Annotated in this window: 1 protein-coding gene; it reads right to left on the minus strand. The window is 38.1% G+C overall.

Features of this window, described 5'->3' with window-relative positions; translation table 11 throughout:
- Positions 1 to 13 precede the first annotated feature (13 nt).
- Positions 14 to 20,866: a PKD domain-containing protein gene (locus A8L32_RS17805; RefSeq protein ID WP_066632285.1), complete on the minus strand. Its 20,853-nt coding sequence runs from the start codon at positions 20,864 to 20,866 to the stop codon at positions 14 to 16.
- Positions 20,867 to 20,954 lie beyond the last annotated feature (88 nt).

Raw genomic sequence — 20,954 nt, forward strand, 5'->3', positions numbered from 1 at the left:
TGCTACACATTTATTATCTTACTAGTAATACACTTCCTGCCTCATTAAACACGGTACCACTAATAAATGTACCTGTTGCCTTCCACACATATACTCCTTGCGGCGACAATTGGTTATTGAAAAATCCATTCCACCCTTCTTCTATATCCTCACTTTCATATATCAATTGTCCCCAGCGGTTAAATATCTGAATTTTAAAAGTTTCTACATCACGTTTTCTTGGTTTAAAGATAGAATTATCTTCTAAACCTCCAGCAGAACCAGAATTTCCACCGTCAGGTCTTGGCTCAAATGCATTAGGAAACTCTATAAACCCTTCCAACTTAACGGTAACAATATCAACCTTCGTAATTTCGTCAATACAATTATACTCACTTTCTACCATTAAACTAACAGAGTAAACCCCTTCTTCCGTATATCCATGAGATGGATTAACCAAGGTAGATGTATTTCCATCACCAAAATCCCATAAATAACGAACTGCATCAACCGAAGCATCATTACAATCTAACTTCTGACTTGGCACATAAACCACCTCAGGACCATAACTAAAATCAGCCACTGGATGATCATGAACAATGATATCCATTTGGTGAGTTCCATTTAGGCCATCTGGTCCAGGAGCAGTTAAAGTAACTGTATATACTCCTGGGTCATCAAATGTATGTACCGGATTTCTTTGCGATGAAATATCTCCATCACCAAAGTCCCAATTATAGGTAGAACCACCAATAGACTGATTCGTAAATTGAATTGCTAATGGGTAACACCCCTGTATAGTATCTACCTTAAATGCAGCACTCGGTACCACTCTGTATTCAACACTAACATCATCGTAAGTAATACAACCATTCACATCCATGGTCCATCTATAAGTATTAACACCTTCGTTAAGGTCATTTACCTTGGTATTATAGAAAGTATTATCATCAAATTGACCATTACCTGCAACTATTGACCAAGTAGCTCCTAAATCGCCAGGATTAGATGCTTTAAGCTCATAAGTCGACTCATAGCTAATATCATCTTCTCCAGCATAAGGAGCCGCTTTATTAGAGATGATTTCAACAACATCTTCAGTGGTACAACTTCCATAAGTAACAGTCCACAATAATCTATTTTCTCCCAGTTCTAAATCTCGAACAATAGAAATAGGACTGCTTGCGTCATCGAACTTACCATTACCACTTAAAACAGACCAAGAACCAACTCCCGAAGTAGGATCACTTGCATTTAAAGTGACATAATCTTCACAGGATTCCTTATCCGTACCAGCCTCAGCTTGACTTGGAATATTATTTCTAACCACAATTTCATCAGATGAAATACACGAACCTTTCTGAATATTCCACATTAAGATGTTATCTCCATGCGTTAGATCCTCCACTCTAGTTTTTGGATCTGCCTCATCAATAAAAGTGGCATTACCCGAAACAAGTGTCCAATAACCAGTGCCTTGTGTGGCTACATTAGCATCCAAAGGTGCATAATTTTTACAATCCTCAATATCTGGACCTGCATTAGATGTGGTAGGTGTATTATTAATGATCTCAATAGAATCTGTTAAAGTACACTGTCCTTGCGTTATAGTCCACATCAAAACATTTACACCTTCATTCAAATTACTGATTGTTGCACCAGGAAGGGCTGGGTTATCGAAATTACCTCCTCCTTCTATAATGGACCAATTTCCAGTTCCAAAATCAGGTTCTGCTGCTTTTAAAACCACCGTTGGCGAACAATACTCTTCATCTCTGCCCGCATAAGGTATGGACGGTTTATTATTAATGACTAATACATCATCCACCGAAGTACATAATCCGTTATCACTTGTAACAATCCATCTAAATACGTTTTCGCCTTTAGATAATCCTGAGATACTCGCTTTAGGCTCTAACACTTCGGTAGCCGATATAAAGGCAGCCCCCGTTAGTATTTCCCATCTACCAGATCCAATACTCACTGGCGTGGCATCTAATATGGTAAAGTCCTCACACAACTCCTGAGTATTACCAGCATAGGCTGTACTTGGCGTATGATTAATAATATCCACTTCTGCAGAAGTAACACAACCTTTATTATTGATGCTCCACATTAAACGATTGGTTCCTTTCGCCAAGTCAAACACTTCTGTAACTGGGTCATGAGAATTAACAAACTTAGCTTGACTTCCTCCACCAACAACAGTCCAAGTACCTACACCTGGCAGAGCACTATTCGCTTCTAAGAATGTCTTATCAGAACAAACTTCTTGCGTACCTCCAACAGTTGCCTCAATCGTATTAAAGTCAATTTCTACATCATCAATCGAATTACAACCCTTATATTCTACTGTCCATCTGAAAATATTCTTACCAAACTTCAGGCTATCCACTAGGGTAGAATTATCTAAATCATCTACAAACTTACCGCCACCAGATCGAATGGTCCAATGACCCGCTCCAACTTCAGGGTTTGAAGCCCCTAAATAAATGGAATTATCACAAGTGGCTTTATTGTCTCCTGCAAAGGCGGTTGAAGGTTGATTATTGGTAACCTTAACTTCACTTACAGATCGACACCCTTGATGATTGATCGTCCATGTTAGAATATTTTCACCTTTATCAAGATTCCTAACATTGGTATAAGGATCTAGGTTATCATCAAAATTTGCAGATCCAGAACCTCCTAGTACACCCCAGTTACCCTCTCCTGGTAATGGATTGTTCGCTTCAAGAACAGCAGTGTCAGCACAATTGATTTGCTCGTACCCTGCAAATGCTTCAATTAAATTATTAGCAATCTCCACATCAGAGACCGATGTACAACCATTGTTATCAACGGTCCATCTAAATCGGTTTTTACCTTTACCTAGATTTCTAACTAAGGTATTGGTTTGTAGATCGTCCTCTATATCACCAGAACCAGATATCAATGTCCATTTACCCGTACCATAAATTGGCACACTTCCAGATAGATTTACGGAATCTGTACAAATAGGCCTATCATGACCTGCAAAGGAAATGGATGGTGCATTATTCGTAATCGTTATGGTATCACGCTTAACACAATCAGCTCCAGCTCCAGGCACTTGAACTTCCCAAACAAGAACGTTGACTCCAGGAGATAAAGCATGAACATATGTACCTACAATTTCATCTGTATAGGCACCTGCATCATTTTTACCTTTACCTGAACCTTCTATAACTCTCCATTTTCCTTCACCATACTTAGGTATCGAAGGATTAATTTCTGCTGAATCTGCACAAACCACCAAATCATCTCCTGCCAAAGCCTCTGATGGCTCATGATTAAAAATACTTATCGTATCATAGGAGTGACAAACATCATTCGTAATTTCATATTTAATTACATTTTCACCTTGATTTAAACCTCTTATGGTAGTTTTTGGATCTGTATCATCATCAAAGGCTCCACCTCCAGATAAAACAGTCCAACTAGGTGTACCATAAATCGGTTCTCTTGCTTCTAGTTTTGCTTCATTACCACATTCCGTAATATCGAATCCAGCCCAAGCATCAGATGGTTTATTATTAATTATAACAACTGTATCTGTTGTAAACTGACTTCCTTTTCCAACAAACCTCAGCGTCCACCTTAAGACGTTACGTCCAGGTGAAACATCGTAAATATTAACTTTTGGATCATTGTTATTATCATTTTCAAACTTCACTCCACCTTTATCAACAGTCCACTCACCAAAGGTGTTTTCAGGTAAATTAGCTTGTAATGTTGTAAAGTCTTCACAAAGATCTAATTGATCCCAGCCTGCTTCCGCCTGAGCCAGTGCTCCACTTTGAACCTCAACATCTACATAGTCTGAACAGTTTAATTTAGTTACTGTCCATCTAAATCTGTTGATATTAGGGAATAAATTCTCAACTCGAGAAGTATGAGAAGTTGGATTAATGATATCTCCTCTACCTTCCAATAAGGTCCAAACTCCAGATCCCTCAGTAGGATTCTCGGCTATTAAGTTAGTGTAACTCTCGTCTGTTGAGATTTTTGGCGTTGCACTAACTGGCATTGGAGCGTTATTCGTTACAATTAATGTATCTGTAGAAACACAACTATTCTGTGTTATGGTCCATACTACTTTATTATTACCAGGACTCAAGGACTCAATACTTGCATTTGGATTGGTATCTGCAGGCCTAAAACCTCCACTACCTTCACCACTAACCACAGACCATACTCCAGTAGCTCCTGCAGGAGCTGGGGTACCGTGCAATTGAGCTATGGTTCCACAGACAGCAGTATCTGCGCCTGCGTATACATCTACATGAAGGTTGGTTACCGTAAACTCAACCGATGAAGAACAACTATTGTTGGTAACTGTCCAACGCATGATATTATCTCCATTAGCCAAATCATATACTCTTGTAGTTGGATCAGCAGGATTATCAAATCTGCCTTTTCCTGCTACCACCGACCATACTCCTGCTCCATAGACTGGAGAAACAGCATGTAAGTTGTACTCTTCATCACAAACACTGATAGTAGAATTACCTCCTGAAATTTCTGCTATAGTAGGCTGATCATTTCTAATCACAACCGAATCTACACTTGCGCAGCCATTTCTTGTCAACGTCCAAACAAATACATTACGACCACCATTGGTTTGACTTAGACCAGAAACCGTTGTTTTCGGATCATTAGCATCTGTAAATACACCCGTCCCAATGTTGTCTTTAATGGTCCAAACTCCAATAGCACCTGAAGGATAATCATCATTACCATTTAGCTGGGTAGTTCCATCACAAGTAAATACATCGACCCCCGCACCAACATTTAATGCATTGTTTCTTACTGTTACGATGGTTTTAGATAAACAATCACCTCTCAAGATATTCCAACTTAATTGATGATCTCCTTTTGCAATATTGCTAACATTTATCGTTGTATTGTTAAAATCATCTATCGTTACCGAACCAGTTTCAATTCTCCAATATCCTATTTCACCAACAACAGGAATACTCGCTTTTAGTACAGCAGAATTGGTTTGACATGGTAAATCAAGCATAGTAATAACTACATCACTCGCATTATAAATAACAGCTTGAGTTGGCTCATTATTGATTACATCAACAGATGCAGAACTATAACAAGCTCCTTTTCTAATGGTCCAAGTAAATGTATTTACACCTGCATCCATATTGTTAACTACAGTTCGCTCATTGGTTGAAGAAACAATAAACCCTCCTCCTGTTGTCGACCAATATGCTTCATCTGCATCGTCAACAGCCAGTAACGGTGTTCCATCTAAAGTGATAGTACCATCACAAACCTTATCGCTTAAGGCGGTTGCATTAACGGTTACCTGATCGTTATAAATAATTACAGTATCTGATAATGAACAGCCTGTAGTAATATTTGTCACAGTCCATACAAATATATTTTCACCTTGAGACAAGTTATATAATTGAGCGTTAGGCCTTACCTCATCGATTGGCTTATTAACATACTGTCCGGCTCCTTTTATAATTTGCCATTGTCCTGATTCTCCACCATTTAGTGGGTCAGCACTTAAGGTATAGGTAGTTTGACAAATTCGCTCATCTGCACCTGCATATGGCGCAGGAAGCGCAGTAACATTTACTGTCAACGGTGGCGACCATGGTTCCGCATTACTACAAACATTAATAGGACGCACATAAATATCTCCTACAGTTGATGGAATATTAGGATCTAGGTCTATTATAATAGAAGTACCTGTTCCATCTCCTTGTAAGATAAATCCAGCAGGCAATGACCACTCGTAAGAGCTTGCATTAGCTACAGGGTTTATACTATATATAATACCTGTTGAACCTTCACATAAATCAGTATCACCTGTTGGTGCAATTGTAATTTCATCAGGTAATAAACTTGCATTCACCCATCGCTCGATGCTTGTATTTACTCCACAAGCATTTTCTGCATAAACTCTTACATATCCACCAGTAAAGTCTCTTTCAAAATCTATTACTATATCCGTTGTACCATCACCCGTTATAATATTCATCCCTGGGTCAACAGACCAATCATAGCTAGTAGCATTGGCTACCGCAGTTACTGAATAATCAACTCCTGATTGACCTTGACATACCTCACCTAAATCAATCGCACTTTCTATTACAGCTAATGCTTCTGGCAACTGATTAACAATTACAGTGGCTACAATTGGTACATTAAAGTCCATGGAGCACCCTTTGGCATCCACAACTGATGTTATTTCATAAGTTGTTGTTACAAGTGGAGAAACATTCCAAACATGCGTTAATCCAGCAGGATTAACAACTAAACTTCCCTCAACCGTATTGGCCTCATAGGTTATTGTGTACGGAGCAACATTTTCGTTAAATGCAATAGTAAGGTTAGTATTATCTCCGATACAAATATCCGTACCTCCTGTTAAATTCACAATTGGCTTATTATTAATATCAACTAATACCCTTCCATTACCTACATTATTACAAGAATTATCATCCGAAATATGATCAATCACGTAACTTGCATTGGCTACAGGGCTATCACTAAAGGTATATGTATTGGTAGCAATACCTGTGATGGTATTTGAAGTACCATTATTTTCATCCCTCCAGGTAAAGCTAAATGGTGCTTTACCGGTAAAGTTTACAGACAAGCTTACTGTACCGTCTTCACAAACTTCAGAAGGACCAGTGATATTAGCAGTAGGCAATTCATGAACAATAACCTGTACTTTATTTCCAGCGCTTTCTCCTTGCAAACAAGTTGCATTTCCATCCATCGCCACCTTACTTACAGCATAAGTCCTACTTGAAGTTGGATTAACTGTAATCACAAATGGCGTTGTATTTACTAAATGCTCTGTGGTTGCAAAATCATCATAAATAGATACCCTTAAATTACCATCTGCAAAATCCCAATTACTGGTGTTTATAGATAAATTATAACTATCTCCATCACAAATATCCATATCTCCACTCACTGATGTTAAATCAACGACTGCAGCAGGTTGAGTAATCAGCATAAAATTAGACAACTCACAGAAATTTCTATCTGGAACTTTCGTGTCAAAATCATCCGCATGGTCCTTCACCGTAATGGTGTAATTACCAGCTGGTAGATTAGGGAATGTAAACGGTACACCAGCTTTAGCATCTACTTTAGCTGAAGAGTATCCTTCAGTACTTCTAATTTCAACTAAATAGTCACCTAAAGCACTTGGTTTACCTCCATTCACCTCAACGCTAATTTCGCCTGTAATAGTCCCAAAACAAAGTACATCATTAACCTTAGTAGTTATTAAACTTAAAGGTAAATATTCTTCAATTAATATATCCTCTTGATAACTTACTGGTACATTATCTGTAACAATTACTCGATAAGTACCCGGAGCTAAATCAGTCAAATGATGCTCTGTATCTTCAATATCTACATTGGTTCCTGGTCCTGTAATCTGAATTCTATATCTATCTCCTCCAATTGGGAATCCACCAAATACTCTATTGATATGTATTTCGCCATTATCATTACCTGAACATGGACTAATCTGGTGTACTGTTTTTTCAAAACCAAGGGCTTCTCCTGGTTCTACAACACGAACCCCTGTTAGTTCAGCAGTACAGCCATTATCATCAGTGGCCACAACTCTATACGTTCCTGCACTTAATCCTACAGCTGGATTTAACAAACTAACAGATGTATTGCTAGCATCAAACCACTCTACAGATCTTGGAGCAGTTCCATCATAAACATCCACTAAGATTTGTCCATTAGATCCACCAGGAATTGAAACATCAGTTATTTGTGGGTTATCAACTTTGATATGTGTAGTTGGCTCTTCTACTTCTATATTTCCAGAAGCAACTGTACAGCCGTTAGCATCTTCTACTGTCAAATTATAAGTTCCTGCTAATAATCCAGTCGGATTACTTCCTGTTGCAACGCTAGTTCCTCCAGTCCAGATATAGAAATAATCTCCTGAAGTTGGTGTTACTCCACCCGAAACGGTTACATCAATAGCTCCTGTGGCATATCCATGACACAATATATCTGTTACAACAATATTATCAATAGTTAGTGGAGTCGAAGGTCCTTTTATTTCATACGATTGGATGAATTCACAATTCAGGTCAATATCAACAACTCGTAATCCATAGATACCCTGTACAAGGTTATCGTGAACATTAGTCCCAAGAACACCATTCCAGTAATAAGCATAATTACCAGATCCACCAGTGACAGTCGCTTCTAATCTTCCTCCTGACTCACCGAAACAAATTTTAGAATCGAAAGCAGCAACATTAACTGTTAAACCAGTGCTTGCGGTTACCGTGAAACGATGTGTTATAGCACAGTCTGTTCCCAAGGCATCAGTTCTTCCATCCGTAATGGTAACATCATATACACCTTCGCTCAATCCACTTTGGTTTTGAGCACCAGCCACTATTCTTGTGGCATCACCAGAAATAACATTCCATGTATAAACGTAATTCCCATCACCTCCAAATACATCATAACTAATTGTTCCATCGTCATTTCCAGAACAAGAAACAGGGGTAATTACTTCATTTAGTATCTCAATACCATCTGTTAATGTTTCTGATAAAGTAGCCGTACAACTTCTGCCATCACCTAAATCAGAAACAACTACAGTATAGGTACCTCCTGTTAAACCATTTTGATCTTCATTACCTTGAACTAATCCAGTACCATCGGCAGAGCTCCAATTATAAGAGAAACCAGCTCCAAAACCTCCTGTAGCGGTCAAATTAATTGCTCCACCAGTTCCATTACAAATTGTTTCAGTTGGAACCGCAGATAGTACAATTTCAGCATCTTGTAATACAGTAAAGTTAGCCGTTGAAGAACAACCTCCGTTTATACTTGCATCCGTAACTGTTAATGTATAATTATCAGCTGGTAAGTTATATTGATTTTTGTTAGTCGGTAAATTAGCACCCACAACAGGCGACCAACTGTAGCTATAAGGAGCATTCCCTCCAGAAACTTCCACTTCTATCTGACCATCACTCTGACCAAAACACGATGTATTCACTATCGTTTCATCAATGGCAATCGCCTGAGGTTCATTTATATTTATTGTAAATGTTCTTAAACAGTTACCTGTTCCATCATTTTCACTTAAATCAGTAATTATTACAGTATAAGGTCCTGCATATAAATCATCAATATTTCTATCTGTCGATGTAAATCCACCCGGACCAGTCCATGCAAAAGTAAAGTTACCTGTACCTCCAGCCACATTTAATACAATAGACCCATTATCTCCACCATTACATGTTACATGGTTAACATCCGGATTAATAGTTACTTCATTTGGTACTGTTATTGACCTGGTAACCTCACACTGATTATCATCCTTAATGGTAATAGAATATAAACCACCTTCGTAAATTTCAATATTCTCAGGATCTACAGGAACTGCAGGAGTAAATGTTGGCCCATCCCATAAGTAAGTATAATTTCCTCTACCTCCTTTTAAATCTTTAATTCTTAAGGTTCTTTCGTACGGATCACAACTTGTGTAGTCGAAGCTTGCTGTATAAGTAATTGGATTTGGTTGAGAAACCACAAAAGCCTCATCCGCTATACATGTTTCACCATTGATAATAGAAGTTACTTCAACGGTATAATTACCCGCAGATAGGTCCACTTGATCTTCCAAGTTATTGGTTACAATACCTGGTCCTGTCCATAAGTAACTTGTTGCTGCAGAAACACCCGCCACATCAATCGTTATGGCACCATTAGCATCTCCATTACAACTTACATCTTTAATGGTTGGCGTAATAACAATCGTATTATCAACTCCAACCGTAAATATTTTGGTTACTGAACATAAAGCTCTATCTGGATCAGTAATTTCAAGTATATAGGTACCTACGGATAAACCTGATTGATTTAAAGTTGAATTATCTAGTCCAATACCTCCATCAGTAGTCGTCCAATTGTAGGTATAGTTAACCGAAGCTCCTGCTATATTAATTCCTGTTATAGCGCCATTATTAATTCCTGCACAAGTAGTATTTACAACAGCATTGTTAGTAATCACAATATGCTCTAATGTAAATGAATACTCAATTGCACATGTTGCAGGGTCGGTAGAATTAAGATCAAGAACGGTTAAGTTATACGTTCCTGCACTCAAGTTAGCTACTGACTCTGAATGTGTAGCTCCTACTGCAATAGTTATTGGCTTTGCAATAGATGCCTCAGGTAATAATATTTGATAGTTGTAGTTACCTCCCGACGGAACTCCTCCTGTAAGATCAAATGTAAATGTTCCACTACTTGCATTTACAGGATCGCAACTAATATCATGTGCCTCATTACTTAATGCAAAAGCTACAGCAGGCTCATCAATGGTAACATTCTTAGTGACTGTTGCACAGCTTACTCCACGCGCATCAGAAACTTCTATTACATAATTACCTGCAACCAAATTAGCAAAGGTAAATGCTGCACTTCCATCTCCGTTTTGTGTTGATTGGCCTGTTACATCAACAGTATAAGGAGATACTCCACCTGCAATACTTACTGTAATAATACCACCATCGTCTCCAACACAAGTTGTAACATCACTAATTACTTCATTAATAGTAATAGCACTTCCATCATTTACAACAATGTTATCTTCAGTTACTGTACAAAGGTCTCCTAAACTAGTTACTGTTAAGCTGTAATTACCTGCATATAAATCATCGATAGTTGCAGCTCCGTTGGCTTGATAGATGACATAAGCCGGTATTGCCAAAGTAGCATCCCACTTATACCAGTCGTAACGATAACTTCCTCCTGCTCTTCCTGCTACAGAAACATCAATAGTACCATCGTTACCACCTGTACATGTTACATCTTCAACATCTTGAATAGTAATAACCAGCTCATTAGGCTCTTCTACTTCATCCGTAACATCATATTTACAACCAGTTGCACTTTCTACAACAACATAAAATTCTTCTGCTGCAACAACTGGATTAATTGAATTATTAATAACACTGGTTGTTAAATCATCAAATAATGGACCTGATAAGAACGTTCCTTTTGATCCACTCCAAGTTATTATATCTGAAGATAAAGGAAGACGACCGTTTAAAACAGCAAGAACATTACCATCTGCTGCTCCAAAACAGCTAATATCATTGGCTGTTAATACTAAATTAATTTCAGGATCTTGTTCTATTCGAATATTGTCCTGGTAATAAACAGTCCCTTTACTGTCTGTAGCATTAATCGTATAAGTACCTGCTTTTAAACCAGTCACTTTAGAATTAACTGAAGCTGGTGTAATTAAGCCTGAACTATACGCTGGAGAACCATCATCAAGGTTACCTGTGATGGTATATTCAATTCCTCCATTATTAGGGTTTGCAAAAGCTACTTCAATTTCTCCATTTGTATCTCCAAAGCAAACAGCATCCTTAGGCGTAACCACAGCCGTTAAAGGATATGGCTGTCCTATTACAATACCAGAAATAGTCGTATCACAACCAGAAGCATCCTCAATGGTAAACTCATAAATTCCAGCTAATAGGTCTGTTCTGATAAAGCTAGTTACTGTTGCATCATCTGACCATGAAATAGTATAAGGCGCACCATTATTACCTGTATAGGTATGCACATCAATGATACCATCGTTTAGTCCATAAATCGTCGCATCCTCATCATCCCAATCAATATCAAATAGATCTGGTTCTACAATAGTTCTCTTCTCTGAAATAATACATCCATCTTGATTCGTAACATTAGTTATATATTCTCCTTCTAAACCAAGTGTTTTAGTTGCATTCCCAGCCAAAGGACCATTATATACCTCGCCTAATGTAGGGTCAAGAATTTGCCAACTTTCGCTACCATCGGTTCTTCCTGCTAAAGATAAATTGATTGATCCAACTCCTCCGTTACACGGAATATCAACTGGAACAATAGTTAACACTGTTTCAGTATTTTCAGCAATCACAATATTATTAATTGGGAAAGTTTGCCCTGCACCATCTGTAACATTTACCTGATATGTACCTGCTTTTAACGCAGTAAATTCGGTATAACTAGTTACGCTATTATCCCCTGCAAATGGTGATCCATCATCATGAGTACCTGTTATGTCAACACTAAACGGAGCTACTCCAGAACTAATATTAACCGTAATTACTCCATCGTCATTTCCATAACAATTTATTGGCGTAGGCACTGCTGTTACAACTAATGCCTGACCAGGTTCACTAACTAATAAATTAGGACTAGTAAATGTACATCCTACATTATCTGTAATTACATATTGATAAATACCTGTTGTTATTGCCGGGTTATCAACACCTGTTACTCCTGTAGCTACAAATGTTCCTGTACCGTCGTCCTTGTACCAAACGATAGAACTTACCGTATTGACACTTGTAATATTATCTACAAATATTCTACCATCAGTACCTCCATTTGTAGAAACATGAGTTATTGTTTCTGTAGCAGTTATAGCCGTTGGATTTGTTAAAGTAATAGGTGTCGATGTTGCCACACAGCCCTGATCACTTAGAACACTTATGGTATATTCTCCAGCAAATAAACCGGATTGCGCACGCATATCAGTCGTTCCATCATTAACTGCTCCTGAAACCGACCATCCTAATGGATTAGATCGTGACCAGGTTATAGTTGATGTTGCTACATTAATGGCATGACCTGTAATTTCAACCTCGATACTTCCATCTCCAATTGCATTACACGTTGGATCGCTTACCGAAACTGTATTGATTACTAATTCATTAGGCTGGGTAATATCAACCACGTAAGTTGCTATCTCACCAGTAGCATTATCGGTTACATTTATGGTATACTGCCCGGCCTCTAAATTTTCTCGTAATAAGTTCTTACCTAATTGGGTATCATTAAAAGTATAATTCGGATTACCAGATTCTAATACTCCTACTATATCAAACTCAAAATCGCCACCTCCACTAATAACTTGTATAGAGAGTTTTCCATCATTTGCTCCATAACAAGTAAGGTTTATCTTATCCAAGTTAGGATCTTTAACTGCGAACTCTAAAGGTTCTGTTAAAGTAATATCAGCGCTTGTATAAATACAGTTTTCTACATCTTTGATTTTAAAACGGTATGTACCTGCACCAAAAGTATTTACCGACCATACATTATCGTATAATGGAGACATTGTTGCTTCAACTCCAGCCACAACAGTAAACCATTCGATAGAATGCCCTGGATTGCTACCAGTATGGGTATGTACATCAATAACACCATCAGCTCCATTGTATTTTGTTAAGTTAATGGCAGTAAAATTAACAGTCCATGCCAATGGTTCATTAACCACATAATCAACTGAAGTTTTTGTACAGCCGTTATCATCTTCTACAATAACAAAGTATGTTCCTTCACTTAAACCTGTTACCTCGTCGAAACCAGTAGAAACAATTACATTTGGTGTTCCTTTTTTATACCAGGTAAACTGATAATCACCTACAGGTACAACTGAACCACCATTTACATTTCCTTGAAGATCTATTTCTCCATTTATTCCGTTTTTACATGAAACATGACTTATCGTTTCAACTCCAATACTAATTGCAGATACGGGTTGATCGATTGTTGCTTCAGCAATTATAACCTGGTTAGTTTTTTTACAACCAGTACCTAAATCGTGAACATCTACAGTGTAAGTTCCAGATGACAAACCTGTTAAAGGAGAGGAATTCCAATTCGTTCCTCCATCAATACTATACTCGAATGGTCCAACTCCACCTGCAGTGGTCAATGCCAACTGTCCCGTACTGGCACCATTACATAATACATCCGTTGCAACAGCAGTCGTGGTAAAGTCCGAAGGTTCAGTAATTTCAAATGTTGTAGCAAATGAGCATGTAACATCTGCCTGATCTCTAACTTGAAGATTATAATTGGCCGCACCTAATAAATTAAAGGTATGCGTAACACCTGTACCGGCTACCCAACCTAATCCGTCAATGTAGTAATCATAATTACCACTACCTCCTGAGGCTGTAAGCTCTATTACTCCATCTGTATTACCATTACACGAAACATTTGTATGCCCAGTAACTACTAAACTTAATGCATTTGGTTGATTAACAGTAATAGGAGGATGTAATCTATACTCACAAACCACACCACTATTCGGGTCTCTTACCCAAATCGTATGATCGCCTGCACTTAAGCCCGTTGCAGTAAAAGTAGCAATTGCCTGATCAGCACTCCAACCAGAATTATCTACATTAAAACTATATGTACCAGATCCACCAGAAGCAATTACGCGAATTTCTCCTGTTGCATTTCCATTACATGTAACATGAACAATATTATCTGTGAGTAAAGAAAGTGCAACTGGTTCTCCAACTGTATAAACTTTTGCAGCAACACAACCTAAATTATCTTCAATAGTAACTTCATAATCTCCAGCAAGTAAATTTGAAGGGTTATCAGTTTTTCCTCCATCAATATCTGGAACATTAATATTAGTCGCTACATTTTTCCATTGGTAAGTATAAGGAGCAGTACCTCCTGCCGCTGTAATATTAATATCTCCATCCGCTGCGCCATTGCAGGTTGCATTATTAACATTTTCAAAAGTAATGTTAATCGCAGCTAAAGGTTGAGAAATAGTAATTGGTAAAATTCGGTCCTTCTCACAGAAATCTACTGAGACTGTTCCCAGATCTCTAACAGAAACTTCATAAGTTCCTTGAGGATAGCCAATAAAACTATTAAGATTACTCCAAGCAGTGATGTAAGCAGTTCCATCATGTAATCTATATTCAAATGGACCAACACCTCCTACTGTAGTAACAACAAATTCACCATCACTACCTGCATTACAACTTACATCCTGATGACTAGCCACAACTTCTGAAATAACAAAGTCCGCAGGTTCTGTTAATGTTACCGTACTAACATCTATACTGTTACAAGCTGCATCTAAACTTTCGGCAATACTAAATGAATATGGCCCACTTGCCACATCTAATCCCGAGAATATATTACTTGCTTGCCAATTAGTTCCGCCATCTATTGAGTAAACATAATTACCACTCCCTCCTACTCCTGTAAGTGTAACTGTTCCATCATTACCACTGTTACAAGAAACATTTGTAACTACAGGATTATTGAAAGATAGCTCAACCGGCTCTCCCACAGTAACTACTATACTTCCTGGTGTACATGATATTGCTGAAGGATTCGCATCTCTTACCCATACTGAATGATTACCCGCAAGCACACCTGCAACCACATAAGTATCAGTAGCATTCGATACCCAGTCGCCTGGTAAGGCTACGCCAGGATTTACCAATGAGAACTCATAGGTTCCATTGCCTCCGCTAGCTTGAACACTGTACGAACCATCTGCTCTACCAAAACAAGTAGCAGAATTATTAGCAACTTCTGTTAATGTGAGAGCTGCTGCTGGTTCTGTGATGACAACATTAGTTGCAATGGTATAATTACATCTTTGATAATTTCTATCTCTAACTATGATGGAATAACTACCATCTTCCAAGTTATTAAATAAACATTCATCTGTATTTACTCTGTTACTATTGATAAAGTTTGTTCCCCCATCGATACTAAATTGATAGTCGCCAGATCCACCACTTGCCTGAACTACAAACTCACCGTTACTTCCATCTTTACAGAAATTGTCGATATGATTCACTACAGGATCAAATTCAATAAGTGACAGAGCCGTATTTTCGGAAATGGTTACATCAAAAGTTGTTGAACATCCATTCGCATCTTCTACTAAGATGGCATATGTTCCAACTTGTAACTGACTAGCAGTTAATTTGTCAGCACTTAATTGAGCTGCACCTACACTAAGCGGCCAAGTAATATTATATCCACTTGGATAAGTAGCAAGGTCTGCTCCACCATAAGGAGTTCCTCCTGAAACAGTAATTGTTGCACTACCTTCACAAGTACCTCCCATAGTACAAGGTGTACAACCCACATTTGTTTTATTATCTAAACTAACTGAAATTAAAGCCGAAGGTTCCGTATAGTTTACCACCAATGGCGACGCAACTTCGCAAGCTGCTGTTGACAAATCTCTTACTTCGAAACTGTGAGATCCATCTGACAAACCAGAAAAGGTTGGTGAGGCCTGCCATGTTGCTCCTGCATCATCAGAATATTCATATGTTCCACTTCCTCCACTAGTTCTTAAAGTAATCGTTCCATCATCAGCACCAGTACAGGTAATTTCATTTCTTGAATCTTCTTCTAAAACTAATTCATACTCTTCAACTAAAACACTTCCTGTCATGATGGCATCACAACCACCCAAAACTGCTTTAACCGTATATATTCCTTCATCAACAAATAATCTGTCAGCACCAGTACCATCATTGTTATCATCAAAATTAAATGGTCCACCTGGACTAACTACTGTAATTGGAGTAGATAAACTTACTCCTCCATACAAAAGTTCATACGTTACTCCTGAATTAGAACCACTTAATCCGATAGATACTCCTTGCGGTGCATCATCGAAACAATAAGCTCCACCACCTACTACAGTATAAGTACTAGCTGGTGCTCCAACAATTTCTATATTTTTAATCTCCGTAGTTAAACAACCGTTGGCATTTGTAAATTCATACGTAATTGCATGTGGCCCAATAGCCAAACTACCTGGCGTTAAAACAGCCACTCCATCGTCTGCAACAACAGGATTACCTAGATCATCTGTTCCTGTATTTGCAAGACCTGGAACAACTTCAATAAAGTTACCAACTCCTCCAGCAAACATATCTCCTCTTAAGGTTATTGGTCCAGAAGATCTACATATTTTATCTCCTTCACTTACACCTGAAAATGTAACTGGATCGTCTGAATAAACTTCAACTGTTTCAACAATAACTTTTTTACATCCATCAGCTGTTTTTGTAAACTCTAATGTTATTTCATATATACCTGAACCAACACCGGGATCAATAGTAGCTGTATTATTACTGTTATCAGTTAAAAATGGTGAAGCACTACCATTCTTAGTGGCTTTAAATACAGCTGTACCACCTGCAGCATCTGCACCACTTACGGTAATCACTGAAGTTCCACTACTTGTACAATAAGTATTTGTAGCAGATAATCCACTGATACCCACCTGAACAGGTACTACCTGTACATTAAAAGTCTCAATAGGACTTGGACAACTAACTCCATTTACTGTATGAATAACAGTATGTGTAATTGTATTGGCAGTAGGATACTTATTAACTGAAGGATCCTGAGGATTAAAGAAACCTCCAGCAATACCATTACCACTAACCCCAGGGCCTGTGAATGAAGAAGATACGGCTCCTGATGCAGTAGCTAAATCAGCATGGCCAGCTAAATCAACTAAACCATCATTTTCGCAGAAATTGGATTGCGCCGTCGCATATGGTTCTGTATCAATCGTAAATACAGCATTTAATACTTCTATAATTTCAACATTACTTACAACTGTATTCTGACATCCAGTTCCATCTGTATATTTATAAGTAATTATATATGCTCCATCTCCATATGCTCCAAACAAAGTAGAAGGAATGAAGTTATATGCCCCATTGGCCTGATTCATGGCAATATCTGTTCCATCAGGCGCTTCAATATCAAAAGTAGTTCCATCATTAGGCACACCTGCTGCACCATTGATAGATCCTAATAAATTATAAGACCCCATATCTGACGAACAATAACCCGTTCCTAAACCAGGAACGCTAATAGGAGTACCTATTGTAATCGATCCTGTAGTAGAACCGTTACATCCATTAGCATCCGTATAATTAAGTGTTATCGTATGTGTTCCTGCACCAGCAGCTCCAGGATCAAATTCAGCTGTCCCGTCGGCGTTATTAGTTATACTACCTGCTGGACCAGTAAATGAAACTGTTTCACCTGCAGGCACTGGTGACAAAGAAGCAGCACCAAGATATGGTGTTAAAGTTACAGGAGCTCCCGTTTCACATATAGTACCTGGCAATCCATCAATTCTTAAATTAGTACTATAATCATCTAATACCGTTGTGGTAAAATTAGCTGTAGCATCACAACCTTCAATATTGGTATATACGTATGTAAAAATATAATTGCCTGAACCTTGGCTAGCCAGGGCTGCTGTTACGTTAAAATTAGCCGTACCATCATTATTATCCGTAAAGTATAAGGCATTAAAAGGGTTACTAGAAAAAATCCCTGGCGTACCGCCACCACTACCATCCGGATTTCCGTTCATTGTAATGACACCTGCATCCGCACAGTACTGATTATTTAACCCAGTAAGTGTTACATTGGGGATAGGATTAACTCTAAATACCCTTAACTGAGAATTCTCACAACCATTGGCATCCTGGTATGTGTACATGACATCATGATCTCCTTGTGTATAAAGGGAAGGATCAAATGAACTTGTAGCTAATTCAACACCATCTACATAAAACTTACCTCCTAAAGGATTACCAGTAAGATTAACAGCTAGATCATCCATACAAAATACATATTGATTTCCAGCTGAAACAAAGGTTACTAAAGGCAAACTATTTACTGTAATATTTTTAGTGTGTGTACCAACACAACCTTTATCAGATTCAACCTCTAGAGAATAAGCATGTACAGGTTGGGTAATTGGAGTAGCTGTAATAGTTTGTTTTCCATCATCAACAACTCCGGTACTCCATGTGTATCTGGTTATCGTTGTCCCAATAGGGGTTATATCTGCTGTTAAATTAATGGATCCTCCATTAATACATACTTCATCCGGACCAAGAATATCTACATTAGGCGTAGGATTAATATCTATGGTAACAGATCCGACATTAGTAGTTGTATTAATACATCCATTTCTATCTTCTATAGATTTTATTGTATACGTGGTTGTGTTGACTACATTGGGTGTAATCCAGGTATCTGTTGACGTATTAGCTGTGAAATTATAATCAGTAGTTCCATCCGTTATAATTATATCCCAAGGTCCTTGATTTACTGGTGTAACATCGATTGTAACTCCAAATGTTGTTGCAGCGCCTTCACATTTTTCAAATGCCTGACCTGCGGCTATAGTGGCCGTTGGCGAAGTAACAAATGTAACATTGACAGCACCCATAGTTGTTTGACAACCCGAAATGGTATGTGTTCCTATTACATAATAACTGCCTGCAGCATTAACATTGGTTATTAACAAGGTACCAACACCAGTACCAGCAACAACTCCACCTGTAGCTACATTACTACTATTATAAAGTTGATAATTTACATTCACTTCACTACCTGACAAATAAAGATCTACATTATTACCATTACAAGTAGCCACAGTGGTATTACCTAAAACATCTTGTAAAGTGAATGAAGCCGGGGCGCTTAATACGTTGAATGTTTGTGTTTCACTACCTGTCCAAGCACATCCTGAAGTACTTTGAACATTTACTAAATCAAAAGTGGTGGTGGTATTAATAGCGGGCAAATTTAAAATTGCTCCATTTACAGGTAAGTTTGTAATATAACCGTTACTAAATGTTAAGGTGTATGGCGCCGTTCCTCCAGTAATAGTAATCGCGACTTGTGGAGTTCCACTTCCACAGAATGGAGTTGCATTGTTTGCCTTAATCATGGAAACAGCATCAATCCTCGTCGAAACTAACGTAACCGGTGGAGATTGACTCTTACACTCAATATTATTTGCATCTTTATAAACTACATAATATTCTCCAAAGGCATTAAAATTAGGATCATCTACTGCTCCATCCGCATCCGCATCTGTTACATCATTATGCAAAAAATACGTTGAATTATTTCCGGTAACCAGAGTACCATTTTGATACCAATCATAATCAGCTACTGCTGGAGGCGTACCACCTGTTAATGTAGTATTTAAAGGAACATTTACAGCTCCGTCGCAGATTTCGAACGTACCTGAACCAACAGGATTATCTACAATACTAATATCGGGTAAACCAATATTACTAACAGAAACCGCAGGCGTATCAAACGGGCCACAATTGTTTGATTTTTCAACTACCTGAACTGTGTAATCTCCCGAACCTGTTCCAAAACCAGGTGCGGGATCAACTAAGGTATACGTTGAACTTGTTGCTCCTGCTATGTCAACACCATTCAATTGCCATTGATAATTGAAATTATTCGGATCAAAAGGTAAAACTTCAAGGGTATGACTTCCATCAAAAACAGTCGGATCACAAGCGGACTTACCTCCTTGAATTTGGACCACAACACTTGATATCTCCGCTAACTGAATAGTATTCGTGGTAATATCCAAACAAGTACCATTACTTACAATGGCATGAAATATATCAAGATCAGTATATCCGATAGAACCACTATTTAAATTAACTGATTCTGTTGGGTTACCTGCAGGTGAAATACCTCCTGTTGAGCCATCTGCATGATAGACAATATAATCTACCGTACTGATTGATGCCCCTGGATTAATTGGGGCAGGTGCTACAGTAAAATCATATTTCCCAGGCGTAGTACAAAACAAAACATTGGCTGTATTGCCATCTTCATTGTGCAATTCAAATTCCGGAGAAACATTATTGGTTACCTCAATGGTTACATCATAGGTTTGACCGATGCCATGATACCAGGTTAAATTATACGTTGTGCCTGGTGCAACCAAATCAAAACCACTAATTATAGCATTAGGGTCATTTATGTTTGAAAAGGTAAGTCCTGCAGTTTCCGACCAATAACCTTTTTGTAAATGTCCTGGAGGAGCGTCATTACCTGCACCCATATACAAAGGATCAGTTAAATTTGCTGCTAAACGAACTACTCCATCTCGACAAACAGGAACATTGGTCTGAGACGTAGATGTAATAGAAATTCCTATAAACAGAAATAAGACTAAACTCATGCGCATAAGAATACGACTGAGCATTAATCTCTTAATATTGTGTGCGTTAAAATGTAACATACTATATATAGTTTTGGTCCCCTATTGG

It is taken from the genome of Labilibacter marinus (assembly GCF_001659685.2).
GTDB classification, from domain to species: domain Bacteria; phylum Bacteroidota; class Bacteroidia; order Bacteroidales; family Marinilabiliaceae; genus Saccharicrinis; species Saccharicrinis marinus.